This is a genomic window from Meridianimaribacter sp. CL38, from assembly GCF_004328055.1.
GTDB lineage: Bacteria > Bacteroidota > Bacteroidia > Flavobacteriales > Flavobacteriaceae > Gaetbulibacter_B > Gaetbulibacter_B jejuensis.
This window is the reverse complement of the sequence record NZ_QKWS01000003.1, coordinates 172289-191214: the sequence shown is the minus strand read 5'-3', so window position 1 is coordinate 191214 and position 18926 is coordinate 172289. Positions and strand designations below refer to the sequence as shown.

Annotated in this window: 22 protein-coding genes; 10 read left to right on the top strand and 12 right to left on the bottom strand. The window is 31.3% G+C overall.

Going from position 1 to position 18926, the window contains the following annotated elements; all coding sequences use genetic code 11:
* Nucleotides 1–3 precede the first annotated feature (3 nt).
* The 7 genes from DMZ43_RS08715 to DMZ43_RS08685 form a co-directional block, all read right to left on the bottom strand.
* Complete coding sequence (locus DMZ43_RS08715) at nucleotides 4–1086, bottom strand: serine hydrolase (RefSeq protein WP_131507501.1); 1083 nt, start codon at nucleotides 1084–1086, stop codon at nucleotides 4–6.
* 109 nt (nucleotides 1087–1195) lie between these two features.
* Nucleotides 1196–2992, bottom strand: a complete 1797-nt coding sequence (locus tag DMZ43_RS08710) for a helix-turn-helix domain-containing protein (protein WP_238155803.1) — start codon at nucleotides 2990–2992, stop codon at nucleotides 1196–1198.
* 78 nt (nucleotides 2993–3070) lie between these two features.
* Nucleotides 3071–4291: an aspartyl protease family protein gene (locus tag DMZ43_RS08705; RefSeq protein WP_131507499.1), complete on the bottom strand. Its 1221-nt coding sequence runs from the start codon at nucleotides 4289–4291 to the stop codon at nucleotides 3071–3073.
* A gap of 55 nt (nucleotides 4292–4346) precedes the next feature.
* Nucleotides 4347–4751 carry a hypothetical protein gene (locus DMZ43_RS08700; protein ID WP_131507497.1) on the bottom strand — a complete coding sequence of 135 codons (405 nt, stop codon included), beginning with the start codon at nucleotides 4749–4751 and terminating at the stop codon, nucleotides 4347–4349.
* Between the two features lie 21 nt (nucleotides 4752–4772).
* Nucleotides 4773–5369: a hypothetical protein gene (locus DMZ43_RS08695; RefSeq protein WP_131507495.1), complete on the bottom strand. Its 597-nt coding sequence runs from the start codon at nucleotides 5367–5369 to the stop codon at nucleotides 4773–4775.
* Between the two features lie 22 nt (nucleotides 5370–5391).
* Nucleotides 5392–6831, bottom strand: coding sequence for an SDR family oxidoreductase (locus tag DMZ43_RS08690; protein WP_131507494.1), 1440 nt, complete (start codon nucleotides 6829–6831; stop codon nucleotides 5392–5394).
* Between the two features lie 80 nt (nucleotides 6832–6911).
* Nucleotides 6912–7484 (bottom strand): sugar O-acetyltransferase, encoded by a 573-nt coding sequence (locus DMZ43_RS08685; RefSeq protein ID WP_131507492.1) that lies wholly within the window; start codon nucleotides 7482–7484, stop codon nucleotides 6912–6914.
* Nucleotides 7485–7786: 302 nt separating this feature from the next.
* On the opposite strand from DMZ43_RS08685, the gene nhaA reads away from it, so the two are divergent.
* From nhaA to DMZ43_RS08645, 10 genes are all read left to right on the top strand, one after another.
* Nucleotides 7787–9091, top strand: a complete 1305-nt coding sequence (nhaA, locus tag DMZ43_RS08680) for a Na+/H+ antiporter NhaA (protein ID WP_131507490.1) — start codon at nucleotides 7787–7789, stop codon at nucleotides 9089–9091.
* A gap of 63 nt (nucleotides 9092–9154) precedes the next feature.
* The gene (locus DMZ43_RS08675; protein WP_131508003.1) at nucleotides 9155–10252 is read left to right on the top strand and encodes a sensor histidine kinase; all 1098 of its coding nucleotides are present in this window, start codon (nucleotides 9155–9157) and stop codon (nucleotides 10250–10252) included.
* Between the two features lie 7 nt (nucleotides 10253–10259).
* Nucleotides 10260–11585, top strand: a complete 1326-nt coding sequence (locus DMZ43_RS08670; protein ID WP_131507488.1) for a sigma-54 dependent transcriptional regulator — start codon at nucleotides 10260–10262, stop codon at nucleotides 11583–11585.
* A 188-nt stretch (nucleotides 11586–11773) separates the two neighbouring features.
* Nucleotides 11774–11950, top strand: coding sequence for a hypothetical protein (locus DMZ43_RS14850; protein WP_161566744.1), 177 nt, complete (start codon nucleotides 11774–11776; stop codon nucleotides 11948–11950).
* 22 nt (nucleotides 11951–11972) lie between these two features.
* Nucleotides 11973–12104: a hypothetical protein gene (locus DMZ43_RS15090; RefSeq protein ID WP_255421387.1), complete on the top strand. Its 132-nt coding sequence runs from the start codon at nucleotides 11973–11975 to the stop codon at nucleotides 12102–12104.
* A 41-nt stretch (nucleotides 12105–12145) separates the two neighbouring features.
* Complete coding sequence (locus tag DMZ43_RS08665) at nucleotides 12146–13450, top strand: Glu/Leu/Phe/Val dehydrogenase (RefSeq protein WP_131507486.1); 1305 nt, start codon at nucleotides 12146–12148, stop codon at nucleotides 13448–13450.
* Nucleotides 13451–13472: 22 nt separating this feature from the next.
* A complete protein-coding gene (locus tag DMZ43_RS08660; protein ID WP_129760651.1) occupies nucleotides 13473–13892 on the top strand; it encodes a GreA/GreB family elongation factor in 420 nt (139 codons plus the stop codon).
* A gap of 8 nt (nucleotides 13893–13900) precedes the next feature.
* Nucleotides 13901–14320 carry a hypothetical protein gene (locus DMZ43_RS08655; RefSeq protein ID WP_129760652.1) on the top strand — a complete coding sequence of 140 codons (420 nt, stop codon included), beginning with the start codon at nucleotides 13901–13903 and terminating at the stop codon, nucleotides 14318–14320.
* 16 nt (nucleotides 14321–14336) lie between these two features.
* Nucleotides 14337–14723, top strand: coding sequence for a hypothetical protein (locus tag DMZ43_RS08650; protein ID WP_131507484.1), 387 nt, complete (start codon nucleotides 14337–14339; stop codon nucleotides 14721–14723).
* A gap of 150 nt (nucleotides 14724–14873) precedes the next feature.
* Nucleotides 14874–15704, top strand: coding sequence for a universal stress protein (locus DMZ43_RS08645; RefSeq protein WP_131507482.1), 831 nt, complete (start codon nucleotides 14874–14876; stop codon nucleotides 15702–15704).
* Between the two features lie 20 nt (nucleotides 15705–15724).
* Here DMZ43_RS08645 and DMZ43_RS08640 read toward each other — a convergent pair whose 3' ends face one another.
* The 5 genes from DMZ43_RS08640 to DMZ43_RS08620 all read right to left on the bottom strand — a co-directional run bounded on the left by DMZ43_RS08640 (nucleotide 15725) and on the right by DMZ43_RS08620 (nucleotide 18879).
* Entirely contained in the window at nucleotides 15725–16114 is a 390-nt protein-coding gene (locus tag DMZ43_RS08640; protein WP_131507480.1) for a DUF6122 family protein, read from the bottom strand.
* A 95-nt stretch (nucleotides 16115–16209) separates the two neighbouring features.
* Nucleotides 16210–17049: an NmrA family NAD(P)-binding protein gene (locus DMZ43_RS08635; RefSeq protein ID WP_131507478.1), complete on the bottom strand. Its 840-nt coding sequence runs from the start codon at nucleotides 17047–17049 to the stop codon at nucleotides 16210–16212.
* Nucleotides 17050–17061: 12 nt separating this feature from the next.
* On the bottom strand, nucleotides 17062–17547 hold the full coding sequence (locus DMZ43_RS08630; RefSeq protein WP_131507476.1) for a DUF1772 domain-containing protein: 486 nt from the start codon (nucleotides 17545–17547) through the stop codon (nucleotides 17062–17064).
* On the bottom strand, nucleotides 17544–17936 hold the full coding sequence (locus tag DMZ43_RS08625) for a DUF5367 family protein (RefSeq protein ID WP_131507474.1): 393 nt from the start codon (nucleotides 17934–17936) through the stop codon (nucleotides 17544–17546). The genes DMZ43_RS08630 and DMZ43_RS08625 overlap by 4 nt, the downstream gene beginning before the upstream one ends.
* 91 nt (nucleotides 17937–18027) lie before the next feature.
* Entirely contained in the window at nucleotides 18028–18879 is an 852-nt protein-coding gene (locus DMZ43_RS08620) for an AraC family transcriptional regulator (RefSeq protein WP_131507472.1), read from the bottom strand.
* Nucleotides 18880–18926 lie beyond the last annotated feature (47 nt).

The following is an 18926-nucleotide window of genomic DNA, read 5'->3' as shown; positions in this document are numbered from 1 at the left end:
AATTTATTGGTTAAACTCGTTTGTTAATAATTGTTCAATAATAGTATTACGTTGTATGCCAGAATCGTCTTGCTGATTGCTTAATAGCACAATGGTAGCGTTGTGTTCTGGCACAAAACCAATCATGCTCCAATAACCGTCTATATCGCCACCATGCCAGTAAAGTGTGGTATTGCCTTCTTGTGTGGTAAACCAACCTAAACCAAAATCTACGTAACCACTTGGTACATCTTGCGCGAATATGTCGTCTTTTTCCGTAGCTGAAAACCAGTTTGTTTTTACAGCATTTGTCCACGTTTCCATATCTTTTGGTGTACTACTAAAATCGCCAGCACCAAACGCTAAATTCATCGGGTAAACACTGTTGGCACTACCATTGTTGTAGCCTTCGGCATGTGTGTTTGGGTCAATAATATCCGTACCTCTGTATGTGTTTGTCATTTGCAAAGGATTAAAAATATTCTGCTGAATGTACTCGTGATAAGCCATATTAGTAAGTTCTTCAACCAATAAAGCCGCAATAAGGTAGTTGGAATTACTGTATTGTTTTCCTGCGCCAGGTGTAAAGTTGAGTCCGTTTTCTGTAACTAGTTCCATAATAACTTCATAGATGTCTTCTTCATCAAAAAAGTAGCCTTGTTCTGTAGCGTCTTCAACAACAAATTGATAATCTGGAATACCGGATTGGTGCGATAACAGTTGTGCAATACTAATTTGATTACCGAAAGGAAACTCAGGATCGAATTCGTTTAACGTTTGGTTGTAATTAGAAATATAGCCATCGCGTTTTAGCTGAATAATTGCTGCTGCAGTTAAGGTTTTTGATACTGAACCAATACGATAGGCTAATTCGTAATCTTGAGGAAGTGCTGTGTTTTCATTGGCTAAGCCAAAACCTTGTCGTACCAAATCGTTTCCATTTTTTGTGATAATAGCATAACCTTGAAAGTTGATGTCGGTTAATAAATTTTCAGCAGTTGTGTAATTAATGGAAGCTGTGTTGTTGTCATCATCGGTTGAACATGATGTGAAAAGCATTAAAATTGCAATTATAAATGCCATTAAAAGTTTGTGTAAAGTTGTCATAACTGTTCGTTTTTAATTGATTATTTGATACTGCAAAATTGAAGTATAAACAGTTATGCGTCGTGCTAAATTATAATTTAGAACGTTCGGGATTTATAAGAAGAAAGGTTTACTTAGAATGCTGTTGCACCCATTTACTAGGTGTAATACCTTCTGTTTTTTTGAAAAAAGTATTAAATACACTTTTAGAATTAAAGCCACTATCGTAAGCCAAACCAAGAATGGTGATGTGTTTAAACTCGGGTTTTAGTGCAATGGTTTTAAAATATTCTAAACGGTAGGTATTAATAAAATCGTTGAAGTTTTTCTTGAAACTCGCATTAAGCAACCATGATAAATGATTTGGGTGAATATCGATTTTATCAGCTAATGTTCGTAAAGACAATGTGGTGTCTAGGAAGCATTCTTCATTGACCATTAAATCTAAAATAGCTGTTTTGTAATGCGTTATTTGGGTTTTAGAAAGTAGTTGTTTTTCAGTACTTTCGGTTTGTGGTTTACTTTCGTTGGATAAAGCGAAAATGACGTCTAGCTGTTTTTTGAAGCGTTCAAGATTGTGTAAAGGCTCTAATAAGGGATCAACTTTAACCAAAGTCATTAAAGGCTCTTTGTGAGTAATACCTTCATCAATTAAATCTAAAGCCTTCTCATGCTGTTTCAAAAGCGTGTAAATATAAATCAAGAAAAAGCGTACACGTTCACGACTATCAGAATTTAGTAAAGGCTTTAGTTTAATTATGTTAGCCTCAACTTTTGCTTTGTCTTGCATTACTGCATGCGCTAAAGATATCATTATTAATTGCTCCATTTTAGAGCCTTCCATTTCTGGAATACTCTGGGCAACTTCAATAATGTGTTCTGGTTGTTTGTGATACGCTAAGGCTAATGCATAAATGCCATAACCAACAATGAATTTTTTATTGATTTCAAAACACTTTTTAAAATGCCTTTTTATAGCGTTTTCATCTTTATTAATATAGGCATTATAGCCCATAAAATAGTTGTTTAAATCGTTAAGCGGATCTAGTGTGTATGCAGTATTTATATGGGTGTTTGCTTCTTCTAGATTTCCTTCTAAAATTAAGGTTATAAAAAGCTTTTGATGTGCATCGGAATAACCGGGTTTCAATTCTAAAGCTTTTTTAAGATGGCAAGCAGCCGCTTTAAAATCCCATTTTTTATTAAGGGCGTCCCAACCTAATGAATGATGTACTTCAGGTAAATCTACTTTTAGGTTATGGGCTGTTTCAAGATAATTCCCGCCAATTTCAAAAGCTTCTTTTACAGGCATTAATCCACCAGCAGCAAGTATATTGTATGCGTAATGGATATTAACATGTGCTAATGCGAAAGTAGGATGCTGTTCTATAATTTCTTTTAAAATCGAAATTCCTTTAAACACATCGACCTTATTAAAGCGTGAAATAAGTTTTTTAGCTCTTAAATAGTTGTGATACGATTCTGTGGAAATAGTATGGTGTGTTACCAGAGAATCGTCAACATTGAAATGCCCAAAGTTTTCTCGTATTTTATCGGCAATTAAAAGACTAATTTCATCTTGCAACTTGAAGATATCATCAAGTTCGCGATCAAAATTTTTAGACCAATAATGCGCACCATCTGATGTGTCAATCAATTGAGCTGAAATACGTACTCTATTATTCGCTTTTCTAACACTGCCTTCTAAGATGGTTGAAACATTGAGTTCTTTTCCAACTTCTCTAACATCAACTTGTTTTCCTTTAAAGGCAAAAGAAGATGTTCGCGCAATCACTTTTAGTGCTTTAATATTAGATAAAGCATTAATGATTTCTTCAGTTATACCATCACTAAAATATTCATTGTCAATATCGTTACTCATATTGACAAATGGCAGAACAGCAATAGATTTAGAAGATGCTTTCAACTATAATGGTGTAATTAAATGTTTTACACTTCGAAAATAAATAATTTGATATAATCAGAGGAAAAATATGTTAATATTTTAATCACTTATGGCAACTGGTAATAGTTGTTTCTTATTAAGTTTAAACTCATGGGTTTTGTCATTTCGCATTACAGTTATTATAATACTGTCTTGTTTTTCGTAATCCCAATCATTGTTTTTAAAAGTGGTGCAAATGGTGTCGTTACTTAAGTTTGTAAATTCTTGATTATTGATTTTTAGTATTTTATCGCCTATTTGTAAATTATTTGTAGCATCAGAGTTTGTGTAAATAGAGCCAATGTATATGCCATTGTCTTGCCAATCAATACCAAAGCCAAAATCGATTAAGAAGTCGTGTTGGTAATTTTGTAATTCTTTCATGTAAATTTTTTCATTTTTCCAATCTAAAACTACATTATAATTCTCAAAGTACTTATTTCCAATATTATCGCTATGAGTGCTAAATTTTATAATTTTCTTCTCAAGATTTAAATTTCCAATTTTAATTGTATCTATAACACCATAAAAGAGAGTGTCATTTTTAGCTTTTCCGCCAACACCATAAGTTGTTGAGCCTATTGAATACGTTGAACTCACAGTTTTAGTTTTTTGTAGCGCTTGTAAAGCACTTGTGGGTATTGACATTTGACCATTTGATCCTGTATCAAATGTTAAGTTTTTGACTTTTACACCATCTATATCTAAATCTATTAAAGGTGTGCCTTGAGTTTTGGTCTTAAAATTAATTATTGAATATTCGTTTGTTAGTTCAAAACGATTTAAATCGTCAGTGATTTCAATTTTTTTGTTTTGGTAATCAATTCTCCAAAAGGCATTTCGCATTAAATTAGCACCAATAATTCCATCAATATTTAAGCATTTCATAGCCTGTGATGTTCCTAAGTCTTGAATAATTGCTCCTGTGTTTTTAAAAGTAACCTTACCTAAAGTAATAGTTTCAATTTGTATAAAAGCTTGATTGTTTAAAACATTCCCTCCAGAATCGCCAACACTACCATAGGCTAATTTTTTTAAATTAAGTTTTTGGGAAAACTCTTTTGATAGCACATTTGGTGCTCCTGTATCAAAAAGAAATCTACCTTTATGCCCATTTATAGTGGCTTCTACAATAGGAAGTTTAGCACCATAGTCAAAACTGATGCGTTCCATAAAGTTACTATTACTAACTTCGCCAGATTTCATTAGTTGTATTTTTTTTAACGAGCTACAGCTTACTAAAACTACTAATACGAAGAGCATTAAAATATTTTGTTTCATAGATATTTATTGGTGTTCTCTTGTTGGAGGATTAAAGATAGTGTATTTGTAATTGTTAGTTCTCAATTTTGATAACCTCAGGACCATACGAATACATACATATTTTTTTGTTGTTTGCTATAAATGTAAGTTTTGCTAAATGATAGTTGTTGTTTTCTTCAGGTAGAATACTAATAGTGTCTAAAAAAATGTTAGTATTTATTTTTAGTGTTTTGTCTATGGTTTTTAATTTTTTCTGAAAATGAGCTTTTATGTTAGTGTTTGGTGTTTCAAAAAAAGTAATTGTTTTTTCCTCTTTTTCAGTGGCATCATGAATAAATGAAGCGATGATACTTTTAAATTGCAACAAAGCCATTTCAGGATAATCTTCTGTTTTTTTACCAATATAGTCATCGTAATGCATAATAGGTTTTTCAGCAAATTCAGGGACTATAATAAATGAGTCAAATTCTCTAGGCATGTTTATAATGTTTGAAAAATCTTAAATCTCATTATTTACTTGATTAATAAATTCAGTCAATTTTTCAGGTTGAGTTTTAGCTTTTTCTAGTATTCCAATATTATTAATTATAAAACTTGTCAAAATTTCATTTGGTTTTTCAGTTCGATTATTTTTTTTCATTTTTGAGTTAAATATAAAAGACCTTATTGTGTGAATTGGTCCCCAAGGAATTCCCCACCAACCCAAAAGTGCAGATTTTGTATTTGCTTTATTGTGCATTTCATCAAGACAATTGGAACAAGAAACTTTTAAAGATTTTTCATAGTTTGTAATAATTAAAATACTAACAACTTGTCCAATAAAAGTAGCGTTAATTTTTTGTGTTCTAGATTTACAATTCGGACAAGGAAGGTTTCTTAAAATAGTATAGTATTCAATAAATTCAGATTCAGATAATTCTCGTCTTTGAGAATCAATACTATCAATTAAATTTAGGTTTAAATTTCTTTTTGTTATTTCGGATTTTAGGATTTCAATCACTTCAGGTTTTAGAGCGCTAGCTTCTTTTGAAGCTATTTTTTCGATTTCCCAATTATCATAATTTTTATAATTTTCTTTTATGCTGTTTAAATCCATTTGGTTTTAGATAATTAAATCATTAATTATTTTTTGCTGCATCATTTTTAGTTAACTCGGTTATTAAGCCTTTAAAAATGAATCCGTGAAACGGTAATACTAAGTACCAATAGAGTCGACCTAATAAGCCTTTTGGGCGAAATGTAGCAGTTTGAATAAGTGTGTTGTTTTGTATTTTAAATTCTAACCAAGCTTCACCTGGTAATTTCATTTCAGCAAATAATAAGAGACGTTTTTCAGTTTTATCAGCATAAAGTACTCTCCAAAAATCTAAAGTATCACCAGAGTTTATGTCGTAAATATTTGTGCGTCCTCTTCTTAAACCAACACCTCCAAATAGTTTGTCAAAAAAACCTCTAAGTTTCCATAACCAATTGCCATAATACCATCCTGTTTTTCCACCTATTTTCCATATTTTTTCAAGGCATTTTTCTTGATTTTCAACTGGTCTTTTTCGAACATCAATAAAGCATCCAAACTGAGGTACTTTTATATAGTCAGATATTCTGTAATTTATTCTTCCGCTTACTGTGGAATCTTTCCAGCTAGAAACCACTTCATTTTGCTCTATTTTACTAAATGCTTTTTTGATAGCCTCTTCATAACTAAGAGGTGTAATGTTGAGCAATTTTATGATGCTGTCATCTTTAGCAATAACTTCAACCTTCATACTGTCAACTAATGAAACAGCAAGTTTGTAAGATGTAGAGGTGATAAAATACAACCAGTATGAAGATAGCTTAGGTGTCATTACTGGCACTGTCCAAATCATTCTTTTTAAACCACGCACTTTAGCAAAGCCTAATAACATTTCTTTGTAAGTAAGTATTTCGTTACCTGCAATATCAAAGCTTTTGTTATAGGTTTGGTTATGCCCTAAAACACCAGTTAAAATTTTAATAACATCTGAAATTCCTATTGGTTGACATCTGGTTTTTAGCCATTTGGGTGTAACCATTATAGGTAGTTTTTCTACCAAATCTCTAATAATTTCAAAAGAAGCGCTACCAGACCCAATAATTATTCCTGCACGTACAGTAGTTTGTGCATAATTGCCTTTGCTGAGTTCAATCTCAACGTTTTTTCTAGATTGTAAATGTTTAGATAGTGAGTTAGAGTTTACTATACCACTTAAATAAATTACTTGTTTTGCACTTGTAATATTTATGGCTTCTCTAAAATTTATGGCTGACTGCTTTTCTAATTCAAAATAATCATCTGAAGTTGACATTGAATGCACTAAGTAGTAAGCAGCATCAATATCTTTAGGAATATTGTTAAAGGTATCTTTTTTAGTGAGGTCTAATTCAATTACTTTAATGCTGTCTTTAATAGAATCTTCAATATGAAATTTATTTTTGTCTCTAACACAACATACAACAAAGCATCCTTTTTCTATTAGAACAGGTAATAACCGTTTTCCAATATATCCTGTAGCTCCAGTTAATAATACTTTATTCATTAATCACAGCAGATTAGTTGCGGTATTAAAGATAATAAATCTGATTGGTAATTAATTTTATTACAGATTGTATGTAATTGCTATAGTTGCTTAACAACTTTACAAGGGTTTCCAAAAGCTAATACGTTATCAGGAATATCTTTAGTAACAACACTGCCAGCTCCAATGGTTACATTATTGCCAATGGTTACTCCAGGAAAAATTACTGAGTTTCCACCAATCCATACATTGTCTCCAATGGTTACAGGTTTAGTAGAGGTAAGGTAACGAGAATTATCTTCAGTTTCAATTATACGATCAGAAGCTTTTAAAGGGTGTGTAGCTGTGTATATTTGAACATAAGGTGCAATCAAACCGTTTTTACCGATAGAAATTTTGTTGTTATCTAAAAACATACAGTTGGTGTTTACAAATGTGTTTTTTTCTATTGAAATATTAGCACCATAATCACAAAAAAAAGGAGTTTCAATCCAAACGTTTGCACCTTTAAACTCAAAAAGCGTGTCTAAAATAGTATTGCGTTCATCAAGTAATTTAGAGTCTAGATTATTGTATGCTTTTAATAATTTTCGGGCATTGTGATACATTTCTATTAATTCAGGATCTCTAGAGTTGTAAAAATCTCCATTCAGCATTTTTTCTTTTTCAGTCACGAGTTATTGGTGTTTTTTTATGATCTCTAAAAAATTATGGAATAAAGATACAGCTTTTGGCATTTTACTTAAAGAGCTGTGAGGATAATTATAGTCAACAAATTTTAAGGTTCTACTGAGTGAAATTTACTCTAGTGGGTAAAATTTACCCAGTGCGATTTAGTTGAGCTAAAAAGTTTTTGTAAAGAACCACTTAAGTTTAAAGTATTTGACGATAAGCGTTCAGTTTTTAAAACGAATTTGGTATATTATCTGTGATAAAAAGAGAGTCAAAATTTAATCGTTTATAAATATAATTGCCTATGCTTAAAAGAGTATTTCTTTCACCATTTCAAAAATTCATAAAAATTGAAGGATTGAGTGGTATTTTATTGTTATTAACTACTGTAATCGCTTTGGTTTGGGCCAATTCGGGTTATGGTGATTTGTATAAGTCAATTTGGGAGTATAAAATTGGAATTGCTTCTGAAAATTTTGAGCTTAAAAAACCATTGTTACTTTGGATTAATGATGGGTTAATGGCAATATTCTTTTTCCTTATTGGGTTAGAAATAAAACGAGAAGTATTAATAGGCGAGCTAAACTCATTTAAAAAGTTAGCTTTTCCTTTGTTTGGAGCTTTAGGAGGTGCAATAATACCAGTAGCGTTATTTGTGCTGCTTAACAATAATCCTGAAACATTTTCAGGTTGGGGAATACCTATGGCTACTGATATTGCATTTTCTTTAGCAGTATTAAATGCTTTAGGAAAGCGAGTTCCTTTAAGTTTAAAAGTGTTTTTAATAGCATTTGCTATTGTTGACGATATTGAAGCTGTTTTGGTAATTGCCATTTTCTATAGTGGTACTATTAATACTGTGTTATTGTTAATAGGGTTAGCCTTACTTGGTTTTTTATACATACTGTCTTTTAGAGGGTTTTACTCTAGGTTTGTAACCTTTTTTACAGGTGTTATTATATGGTTATTGTTTTTAAAATCGGGAGTGCATCCTACAGTAGCAGGTATTTTATTAGCATTTTCAATTCCTATAAGACAAAAGATTGATACATCAACGTTTTTAACTCAGTTGGAAACTATTTTCAATGACATAAAATCAGCTAGTGTTTTACAAAAACCTATTTTATCAAAAGAACAAATTGAACACATGGATGATTTAGAAGATTGGTCGAGCAAATTTCAGTCTCCATTACAGCATTTAGAACATAATCTTCATGGTTGGGTAGCGTATTTTATCATTCCGCTATTTGCACTTGCTAATGCTGGTGTGGTTATAAATAGTTCAGTCGAACTTGATGTTCCTTTAATTGTAAATATTGTATTGTGTTTGGTACTTGGTAAAGGTTTTGGAATTCCGCTTGTTGTGTTTTTAGCTCAAAAACTTAACTTAATACAAATTCCAAATGATATCACTACAAGACATATTTTTGGTGTGTCTTTTATAGCAGGAATAGGGTTTACTATGGCTATTTTCATTGCTAGTTTAGCATTTGCTTCAACACCAGAGTTTATTTCGTCTGCTAAAATTGGCATTCTTATAGGCTCTTTAATTTCAGCTGTTTTAGGATATCTTATTTTAAGAAAACGAACAGTTAAATCTTCAAATTGAGTAAATTTGTTTGTGTAATAAGAGGTTGAATTTAGAAGGATATAAAAATAGAAGTAGTATATGATGAATGAAACAGAATCAGCCTTAAAAGAGCGAATAAAAGAATTAACTTGCCTATATGAGGTGTCTTCAATTATAGCAAATTCAGATTATGAATTGGTTGAAGACACCTTAAAAGCCATAGCGTTTAGTTTAAAAAAAGCGTTTCAATACCCTAAAAAAACTAATGTTTTAATTGATTGTGAGTCTATAAAAATCGCAACAAATGATTTTCTTGATAAAGATTTAAAGATAAGCTCAACTATCAATATTTTTAATACTGAAAGAGGGAAGCTAGAGGTTTATTTAGAGAAGTCTAAAGCACAGCACATTAATTTTTTAAGAGAAGAAAAACAACTATTAGACAGTGTGGCTTTAAAAATAGGAAGCCTTTTGGAGCGTATAGAAATTCAAAAAAACGAGATTTCATTAAAGCGCCAAATGGAGCATGCTGACCGTTTAAATATTTTAGGAAAAATAACCGCAGGAATATCACATGAACTCAATACACCTTTAGCTAACATTCTAGGATTTGGTGAGTTACTTAGAGAAGATTTAAAGTCTAATAAAAAAGCGGTTTCCGACTTAGATAAAATAATTCAAAATGCTATTTTTTCGAGAGAAGTAGTTAAAAAGCTAATGTTTTTTGCATGCGAAATGCCTCAGGAAATGAAACTGATAGATTTAATTCCAAGTATTCATAATGCCATTAAACTTTTAGACGCAACTTTTAAAAAAGAACAAGTTAATTATGAATTGAAAATTTTTGAAGACGAACTGTTTTTGCGTGCAGACCAAATTCAAATGACTCAAATCCTTTTCAACTTATTAATTAATGCTATTTATTTTTCACCAAAAAATAGCATGATAACGATAGAAGCTTACAGTACAAAAAGCGATATAGTTTTAAAAATTTCTGACCAAGGTAGCGGATTTAAAAAAACCGATTTAGATAGAGTCTTTCAGCCTTTTTTTACGACCAAACCTCATGGAGAAGGAACAGGTTTAGGGCTAAGTGTTGTGCATGGTATTGTTGCGTCTCATAAAGGTTCTATAGTAGCTAAAAACAATAATCCAGATAAAGGTGCATTATTCATTATAAAATTGCCTATAAATAAGTAGCAGTATTATGAAATTAAGAAAGGAAAATATACTTATAGTTGATGATGATATTCATATTTTAGAATTATTACAACGACATTTACAATCTTGGAATTACCACGTCTTTAAGGCTGTGTCTGTAAAAGAAGCTGTAATAATTTTGAGAGATACACATATACATTTATTAATTACAGATTTAAAAATGCCTGAGGTTGATGGTTTTGAGCTTATTAAGTTTGCTTCAGAGCATTACCCTAAAATGCCAGCATTGGTAATAACAGGTTATCCTTCGGTACAAGGGTCGTTGCAAGCTATAAAATCTGGTGTTGTAGATTATCTTACTAAACCATTTACAAAAGAAGAATTAAAAGAAGCTTTACAAAAAGCGATAGGGACTTCTGAAACCACTACAGACGAAAAAAACACAATCACTACAGAGCAAAAAGCTTATGGAGATATTATAGGAAATTCTGAAAGCATAAAAACTGTTTTTGAAATTATTGATCGTGTTAAAAACAATAAAGCAACAATCTATATACAAGGTGAAAGTGGAACAGGTAAAGAGCTTGTCGCAAGAGCTATTCACTATCAAGGGAAATTCTCAAGAGCACCTTTTGTAGCAGTAAACTGTGGTGCAATTCCTGAAAATCTTTTGGAAGCCGAGTTATTTGGTTATGTAAAAGGTGCGTTTACTGGAGCAGAAACTAACAAAGACGGGTTTTTTCAAGCAGCACATGGAGGTACAATTTTTTTAGATGAAATAGGTAACGCTTCATTGGCTGTTCAGTCTAGATTACTACGCGTACTTCAAGAAAAAGAAGTAATTAAAGTAGGAACAACCAAAGCCGAAAAAATAGATGTGCGTATTATAGCTGCTACAAATAATGATTTGTTGAGTATGATAAAAAATCAAACCTTTAGAGAAGATTTGTTTTATCGATTATCAGTAGTAGAAATAAGTATTCCTCCTCTAAGAAACCGTAAAGATGACATTGGTTTATTGGTAGATAAGTTTCTTTTAAAGTATGGTATTGAATATAAAGATAGGTTTTTAAAAATAACTCCAGAAGCACTACAAATACTAAAACGATACGATTGGCCAGGAAATATTAGAGAGTTAGAAAACATTGTTCAACGAGCAGTAATTATGAGTGACAAAATAATTGATGTTGAACATATTCCAGAGCGGTTAAAATATACAATTGACACACCAACTGATGAGCTTGTACCACTTCGTGTTATGGAGAAAAAATACATAGAAAAAGTGCTAAGAGCTACAGGAAACAATAAAACTAAAGCAGCAGAGATTCTTCAAATAGATAGAAAAACTATCCGACAAAAACTTATGGATTAAAATTTAGCTGATACGTTTTTACACATTAGGGGAAATAAGTACCAGTGTAAAAAAGTGAAAAGCAATTTTTAAAACCTCAAAACACCTTGTAAATAAAGGGTTTTGAGGTTTTTTTATATACCTGTGTAATTCGTTTGGCACATGCATTGCCTATAGTGGTACATAATAAATACTAAATCATTTTTTATATGAATCACATTAATATTTGTCCAAGTTGTTTACACATGTCTAGTTGTGTTTTAACAACTCAAAAGGATAAGGTATGGTCTTGTAGTGAGTATGATGAAAAAGGTTTTGAAGAAAACCATTTACCAGAGAACGAAGTTTTAAATAAGACAGCAAAACTCGAAACAGAATTAGTTTAATTTTTTTAAAAAGAAAGAGAAGATGAACTTAAATACATTAATAGCAGCTGTTATTCCAAAGCAAGCAATAAGCAATAAAAAAGCCTCTAGAATTAACAAGTATTTAAACGAGAAATATCACGAAAGAAGCATAAGCAACAGATATTTTAAATAACAATTAAAAAAATAAATTCAATTAAAGAAGTAGCAAAAAGAATGACAACATTAACAAAACAAATAAAAAAAGAAGAAAAGAAAGTGCCTGTAAGAGGCATGATGGATAATGTTATGGAGCAGTTTGAAAGTGCTGCAAACCAAATAAAACTACATCCTAACATCAAAAAAATATTAAGCATTACCAATAACGAAATTATTGTGAATTTCCCTGTAAAGATGGATAATGGTGATGTTGAGGTTTTTACAGGTTACCGTGTACAACACAATAATGCTTTAGGTCCATATAAAGGCGGACTTCGTTATCATCCAACAGTTGATATTGATGCAGCTAGAGCATTAGCAATGTGGATGACCTGGAAAACCTCTTTGGCAGGATTGCCTTATGGAGGAGGAAAAGGAGGTATTAAATTAGACCCTTCAAAATATTCCCAATCAGAACTAGAGCGTATTACAAGACGTTTTACTTATGCGCTAGCAGATAATATTGGTCCAGAACATGATATTCCAGCTCCAGATGTAAATACTAATAGTCAAACAATGGCGTGGATGGCTGACACGTACATGAGTACGCGTCCACCAGCGCAACGTTCGGCAAACCAGCATGTAGTAACAGGAAAACCTGCAGGTAGTGGTGGCTTAGAAGGACGTGACAGAGCAACTGGTTATGGAGTTTACCTTTCCATAAAGTTTTGGGCCGAAAAAAATGCTCAAGTATTAACCGATAAAAAATTTATCGTACAAGGCTTTGGCAATGTTGGTTATTGGGCAGCTTACTTTTTAGAGCAAGATGGTGCAAAATTAGTAGCAGTACAAGATGCAAACGGAAGTATACAAAATCCAAAAGGAATAAAGGTTGAAGACTTGTATAACTACAGTCAAATTAACGAAGGAAGTATCGTTAATTTTCCTCAAGCTCAACCTGTAGATAACGATAAATTTTTTGGACTTGATTGCGACATCTGTATTCCTGCTGCATTAGGCAATCAAATTACCAAAGACAATGCTTCAAAAATTAAAGCACAGTTAATTGCTGAAGGAGCTAATGGACCAACTAATGTTGAAGGAGAGAAAATTCTTTTAAAAAGAGGTATAACTATAATACCTGATATTTTATGTAATTCAGGTGGAGTAGTAGGAAGCTATTTTGAATGGTTGCAAAACCGAAACGGAGAATTGTGGCAACTTAATGAGGTTATGGCAAAACTTGATAAAAAGCTTAAAGAGTCGTTTGATAAGGTGTATGACTATTCAAGACAAGAAGGTATTGATATGCGTACAGCTGCTTACTGCATTGCTATTCAGCGTATAGAAAGAGCTTATGTTCAAAGAGGTATTTTCCCTTAATTAATTTTAAATAGAAAAGAAGATGAAATATGGAAGTCTAATACTAGAAAAAAAAGAGTATGTGTATTTAAAGCGCATACTCAACATATCAGGATATGCTGAAGATCACGAAACACAGAAGTGCTTAATGAGTTTTTCTGAAGAGTTAAAGACTGCTCATATTGTTGATCACGAATTAATGCCTACAGATATAGTAAGGTTTAACAGTATGGTTACTGTAGCTTTTAGTAATGACATACAAAGAACAATACAAGTAGTTACTCCAATAGAAAAAGACTTTAAGAGCAATAAAATTTCTGTTTTAACGCCTTTGGGTTCAGCGCTATTTGGTTATTCTGAAGGTGATACGGTTCTGTGGGATTTTCCAAATGGTAAGCAAGAAGTTAAGATTGTAAAAGTTGAACAAGAAGAGACACTTAGTGACGTAGGTACAGTAATTTAAGGTAAACTATGAAAAAAGTAGAAAACGAAATTTATAATCATGATACTGATGTTGATTTAACACACAAAATCAATAGTGTAGAATTAGATAACTGGATAGCTCATCTAGAATACATAAAAAAAGAGCTTGCTAATCTGGTGTCTATTTGTACACACAATATGGATGATAAAATAAATAATATAAACGTTTTAGCACATTTTAAGAAAAAACAAAAAGAAAACGATACACTTCTAAATGCTTTAGTGAAATACTCTGTATCACGAAGTCATATTGTTGAGTGTGAAGACACACAATGTGATATGGTATATATAACAGAACACGAAAGTTACCGAAGAAGTTACCTCTATCATTTAGATAAATATAGACGTTTAAAAGATGATTTTTTTAAAAAAGTGAAAGGCAAGTTTGCGCTTTTAAAAATGACTTAATTCCTCCGTTTGTTTAATGCAATTTCAACAAACAATAATAGATGCCTATAGAAGGCTTTGTATAAAAAAGGATATTAAAGAAATAGAGCAGTGGCTTGAAGTTTTAGAAAATAACAATGAAGATTTAACCTACTTAAATACTATAGGTACTCAATTAATAAAAAGCTTAGCTGTTGTAAATCATGTAAAGTCTATAAGGCGAAAAAATGTCTTAATGGTTGCTGCTTTGTGTAAATATGAGCAATCGTTAAAAACCGAGTTTGAATATGGTAAAGTGCCTTATGATGAAGTTAGAGTAAAACAGCATGAAAATAAAAGACAGCAATATCAACAATTGATAAAAGATTACAATGAGTTGAAAATAGCTATTTATAAAACATTGATAACCTATAGGAGAAGGTAAGTTAAAAAAGAAAAATACTTAGGCGGTTTTAACATCATTCATTAGTTAATAGTGAGTTATAGTGTTGTTAGTTTTGTTTTTATAACCGCAAAGAGATTGACTTTGCGGTTAGCCTAAGTATAAAGAGTAATATTTAAAACTGAAGAAAAGATGAAAAAAATTTTAATCCCAACTGATTTTTCGACTGCAAATGAAAAAGCTATTGACGCTATTTTAAAACTCTTTAAGCACGAAGTATGTGAATTTTATTTTTTACATGCCTACACATTTAGTGTTAATGGATTAGATGCTTTAGAATTGCTGCATGCCGATGAAGAGTGGTATGAAAGACCTAAACAAGAGTCTGAGAGTAAATTAGGCAAACTAATAGAACGTTGTATTTCTTTAAGTAAAGTAGAGTCTCATAATTTTCATGCAATAACTGAATGTTCTAGTTTAGTTAATGCTGTAAAAAAACATCAAGCTCATTTGGGTGTCGACTTAGTTTTATTAACCAGTGGAGGAAACAAAAAAGTAGAAAAAACTAATGATGAAATTTTAAACAGTGTTAGAGATTGTCCAATTTTAATAATTCCTTCAAATGTTAAGTTAGGCAAACGCTTAAGTTTAACCATAGCTTCAAATTTTAAGCAAAAACTAAACAATGAGCAACTTGATCAATTTAGAAAAAGCCTTGGAGGTTTAGAAGTTGAAATAGGAATACTGGTTTTAGAAGAAGAACATAAACTTTCAGAGCAAATCAAGGATAACTTAGAAGCCTTTATGCTGTATTTAAGTAAATTTCAAAATGCACATGTTGATTTAAAATATGCTAAAACTAATAATCAGCTTAAGGCTTATGCACAATCTCATCGCAATGAAATAATGTGTGTTGTAGATAAAAAACCAAACTTTTTTAGAAAAATAGGTCTTTTTAAGTCTGATGTTATTTTAAAACTAAAACAGTTAAATACAAACACAGTATTAACATTGCATCAGTAATTTTATAACAATCTTGTTTTTCAGTTTAATCCAATTATTTTAGATATACCCTCAATAAGTTTAATAGCTGGAGCATTATTTAAACAAGATTTGCAGCTACTATAAGTAAAGACACAATCAATCAAGTCAGTTATTAAATGCAGCAGTAAACCAATGCCTATAATATTTAGTGGTTTTTTAAGAAACAGCAATACAAAGTAACCAATAGCGGCATAGTAGGTGTGTAGTGGATGAAAATTAATACTACATCTATTGTGTTGAAATATTGGGTTTGCAAAAAGATGATCTAAATCAATAAGCATTGTCGCTAATAAAATAAAGTATACTCTTTTCCAGTCTTTCCTAAAGAATATAAAGGCTATTAAAAACGGAAACACTAAGTGTAAAAAGTAATGTGTAAAGTGTTGCATATTTTTGCGCTAGCTCATTAAAGCGTTTTAGCTTTTAGTGTGAGTTATAAAAGCAAAGATAGTGTAATAAAGAGTATACCTTTTTTTGAAAAAAATTATTTGATAATTTCAGCAGTACTCCAAACTTCGGTTTCAGCAGTTTCTCTAGCGTATTCCAAAAATGTTCTAGCTTTTCTACCTAATACTTGTTCTATATCATTGCTAATTTTTTGATTATTTGGATTAGTAAGTACATTACTAAATAAATACTCTATTAGCCAAATTACATCTTCAGGTAACTGCATTTGCCTCATGCCTTCAATATACTGTTCTAAAGTTATCTCATGAAAGTTTAAATTTCTATTTGTAACTGTAGAGATTGTGTGAATAATGTCTTTAAAAGTAATTAGTTCAGGACCTGTTACTTCAATTGTTTTTCCATTGTAATCATTATCTAATAGTACTGTTGCTGCTACTTCAGCAATATCGTTAGCATCTACAAACGGAATTAAAACATTAGACATTGGTAGAGCCACTTCTCCTGAAAGTATTGGGTCTAAAAAGAAGCTTTCGCTCCAATTTTGGTTAAACCAAGATGCTCTTACAATGGTATAATCTACACCAGAATTCTTTACAATGGCTTCGCAAGCTTCAGCTTCAACTTCGCCTTTTCCTGAAAGCAAAACAATTTTTTTTACACCAAGTTCTTTAGCTAAATAAGTTAAACTTTCTATTGCTTCTTTAGCTCCTGGTACTGCTAAATCAGGGTAATAGGTGATATACATTTTTTCAATGCCTTTTAAGGATTCAATCCAAGTGTTTTTATCGTCCCAATCAAAGCTTGGTGTTGCTTGTCTTGATCCAATTCTAGGTTGTATACCTTTCTTTTGTAATTGCTCTACTACTCGACGACCAGTTTTCCCTGTTCCTCCGATAATTAAAATGTTACTGTTCATAATTTGATTGATTTAAAATAGTTTTTGAATAAAAATTGAAATGAGTAAAAGAATAAATGAAATCATATTTGATAGGGTTCTTATGTTATGATATTGGTTCCAGTTACTTTCGTAATAGTCTCTGAAGTTTTTTAATTCGTTTATATTTAATGCTTTGATGTCTAATGCATCTAATTCATTGTTTAAGGGCACATTTCCAAATGCAGTAACACCAAAAGTGCCTATGAGATATATAATTGCAGAAGTTAATAAGAGCCAAAACATTAGTTTATTATTGTTTTGTAGAGCTGCATTTAAAATTAAAGTGATTAAGCTCCCGAAAAAAACGATAAAAAATACAGGATTAAGAATTTCTTTATTAATGCTTTGCATAGTTTCTAGATAAGTAAGGTCACCAACTTTTTTTGTTCCTAAAATCACCGAAACTGACCAAGCAAAGAAGAATCCAACAGAAAGTGCATTTAGTAAAACTGTGATAAAAAATATTGAAGTTTTCATGATGTTTTGTTTTTAGTTAAATGACTCCCGAAATAGAATACTATAAAGTAAAGTTCAACTGCAATGGCATAAAATACAGGGTCTGAGAAAAAGCTAGAATAACTACCTTCTTCAGGAATTATAAAAACAGGAACAGTAATTAAAGCATCAAGTAAAACAGCAATAAGTACAAATATTAGTGCTAATGTTGAGGGCTTCATTTGTCCTTTTTTGTAAAACAAATAGGTTCCAAGACAAGCATTTGGTACAATTGACAATGCTAATATAATATTGGCTTGTCGCTCAGGGTTTTCTAAGATGTTGATGTAAAACGATGTCAAATAAAAGCTAACACCCAAAACCCATACTATAATGGCGCATATAATACTAAGTAACCGATTGCTAATCATAATTTTTGATTTTTTAATTATGATACAAATCTATAGCTATTGTAAATCAGCTATTTATTTAAAAAGCATTAAGATTTATTCGAAAAGCATTTTAGACTTGGCTAGGTCTGTAGCCAAATTTTTTTTCAAAAGCATTTGAGAATGAGCCTAGGCTGTCATAACCTACAGCCCAAGCAGCTTCTTGGATGGTTGTGCGCTCTTTTTTTATGAGATTGTGTGCCTTATTTAAACGCTCATTTTGTAAGTACTTAAAAACAGGAACACCAAATTGGGCTTTAAATTCTTTTTTTAGAGTGTTAGTGTTGGCGCCTATTTTATGGGCAAGTTCGGTAAGTGAAGGTGGGTTCTCTAAATTAGATAATAGGATTTCTTGCGCAAGATTAATTTTTTCAAGTTGTTCAACATTTATTTTTGTTGATTGTTGACTTGCTAATTGTCCGAAGTAATGTGAAAGTAAAGCCGTCATGTGGCTTTTGTAAAACATCATTTTAATGCCTCCTTCATAAGTGTTGCTAAAGAACTGTTCAACTAATAGAAACATTTCAGGACTCATTTTAAAAACAGGACCTTCTACATAATGATCTTTTGGATGTACTAGTTGGTGTAAAAATTGTTCTAGAAATTGACCTTCACCATTAGGTAGCTTATCTAAATTTCTTAAACTCGTTGCTATCACCAAGCATTGTAATGGTTTTTGTGATGAAACTAGGTGCTCAAATTCTACTTTTTCATCAGCATAAAACGAAAGCACCATACCTTTAGTATGATGAAATGTTTTAGTTTTTTCGTTGTATTTTACGTTTAAACCAACATCGCCAGCACCATAAAAGGCTATAGCTATTACTGGTTCGTCAAAAAAGCAGGAATCAACTAAAGTAGTATTAGTTGAAGCTTCTTCTAATAAAATTGTGCAGTCGTTTATGTCTATTATTTCACGATTCATTAACTTTTCAAGGTTGCCCAAACACCAATAGTAGTAATTGAAATAGT

Coding starts and splice junctions, on each gene's coding strand:
- DMZ43_RS08715 (WP_131507501.1), bottom strand. CDS start 1,086: ATGACAACTTTACACAAACTTTTAATGGCATTTATAATTGCAATTTTA.
- DMZ43_RS08705 (WP_131507499.1), bottom strand. CDS start 4,291: ATGAAACAAAATATTTTAATGCTCTTCGTATTAGTAGTTTTAGTAAGC.
- DMZ43_RS08700 (WP_131507497.1), bottom strand. CDS start 4,751: ATGCCTAGAGAATTTGACTCATTTATTATAGTCCCTGAATTTGCTGAA.
- DMZ43_RS08695 (WP_131507495.1), bottom strand. CDS start 5,369: ATGGATTTAAACAGCATAAAAGAAAATTATAAAAATTATGATAATTGG.
- DMZ43_RS08690 (WP_131507494.1), bottom strand. CDS start 6,831: ATGAATAAAGTATTATTAACTGGAGCTACAGGATATATTGGAAAACGG.
- nhaA (WP_131507490.1), top strand. CDS start 7,787: ATGCTTAAAAGAGTATTTCTTTCACCATTTCAAAAATTCATAAAAATT.
- DMZ43_RS08675 (WP_131508003.1), top strand. CDS start 9,155: ATGAATGAAACAGAATCAGCCTTAAAAGAGCGAATAAAAGAATTAACT.
- DMZ43_RS08670 (WP_131507488.1), top strand. CDS start 10,260: ATGAAATTAAGAAAGGAAAATATACTTATAGTTGATGATGATATTCAT.
- DMZ43_RS14850 (WP_161566744.1), top strand. CDS start 11,774: ATGAATCACATTAATATTTGTCCAAGTTGTTTACACATGTCTAGTTGT.
- DMZ43_RS15090 (WP_255421387.1), top strand. CDS start 11,973: ATGAACTTAAATACATTAATAGCAGCTGTTATTCCAAAGCAAGCAATA.
- DMZ43_RS08665 (WP_131507486.1), top strand. CDS start 12,146: ATGACAACATTAACAAAACAAATAAAAAAAGAAGAAAAGAAAGTGCCT.
- DMZ43_RS08660 (WP_129760651.1), top strand. CDS start 13,473: ATGAAATATGGAAGTCTAATACTAGAAAAAAAAGAGTATGTGTATTTA.
- DMZ43_RS08655 (WP_129760652.1), top strand. CDS start 13,901: ATGAAAAAAGTAGAAAACGAAATTTATAATCATGATACTGATGTTGAT.
- DMZ43_RS08650 (WP_131507484.1), top strand. CDS start 14,337: ATGCAATTTCAACAAACAATAATAGATGCCTATAGAAGGCTTTGTATA.
- DMZ43_RS08645 (WP_131507482.1), top strand. CDS start 14,874: ATGAAAAAAATTTTAATCCCAACTGATTTTTCGACTGCAAATGAAAAA.
- DMZ43_RS08640 (WP_131507480.1), bottom strand. CDS start 16,114: ATGCAACACTTTACACATTACTTTTTACACTTAGTGTTTCCGTTTTTA.
- DMZ43_RS08635 (WP_131507478.1), bottom strand. CDS start 17,049: ATGAACAGTAACATTTTAATTATCGGAGGAACAGGGAAAACTGGTCGT.
- DMZ43_RS08630 (WP_131507476.1), bottom strand. CDS start 17,547: ATGAAAACTTCAATATTTTTTATCACAGTTTTACTAAATGCACTTTCT.
- DMZ43_RS08625 (WP_131507474.1), bottom strand. CDS start 17,936: ATGATTAGCAATCGGTTACTTAGTATTATATGCGCCATTATAGTATGG.
- DMZ43_RS08620 (WP_131507472.1), bottom strand. CDS start 18,879: ATGAATCGTGAAATAATAGACATAAACGACTGCACAATTTTATTAGAA.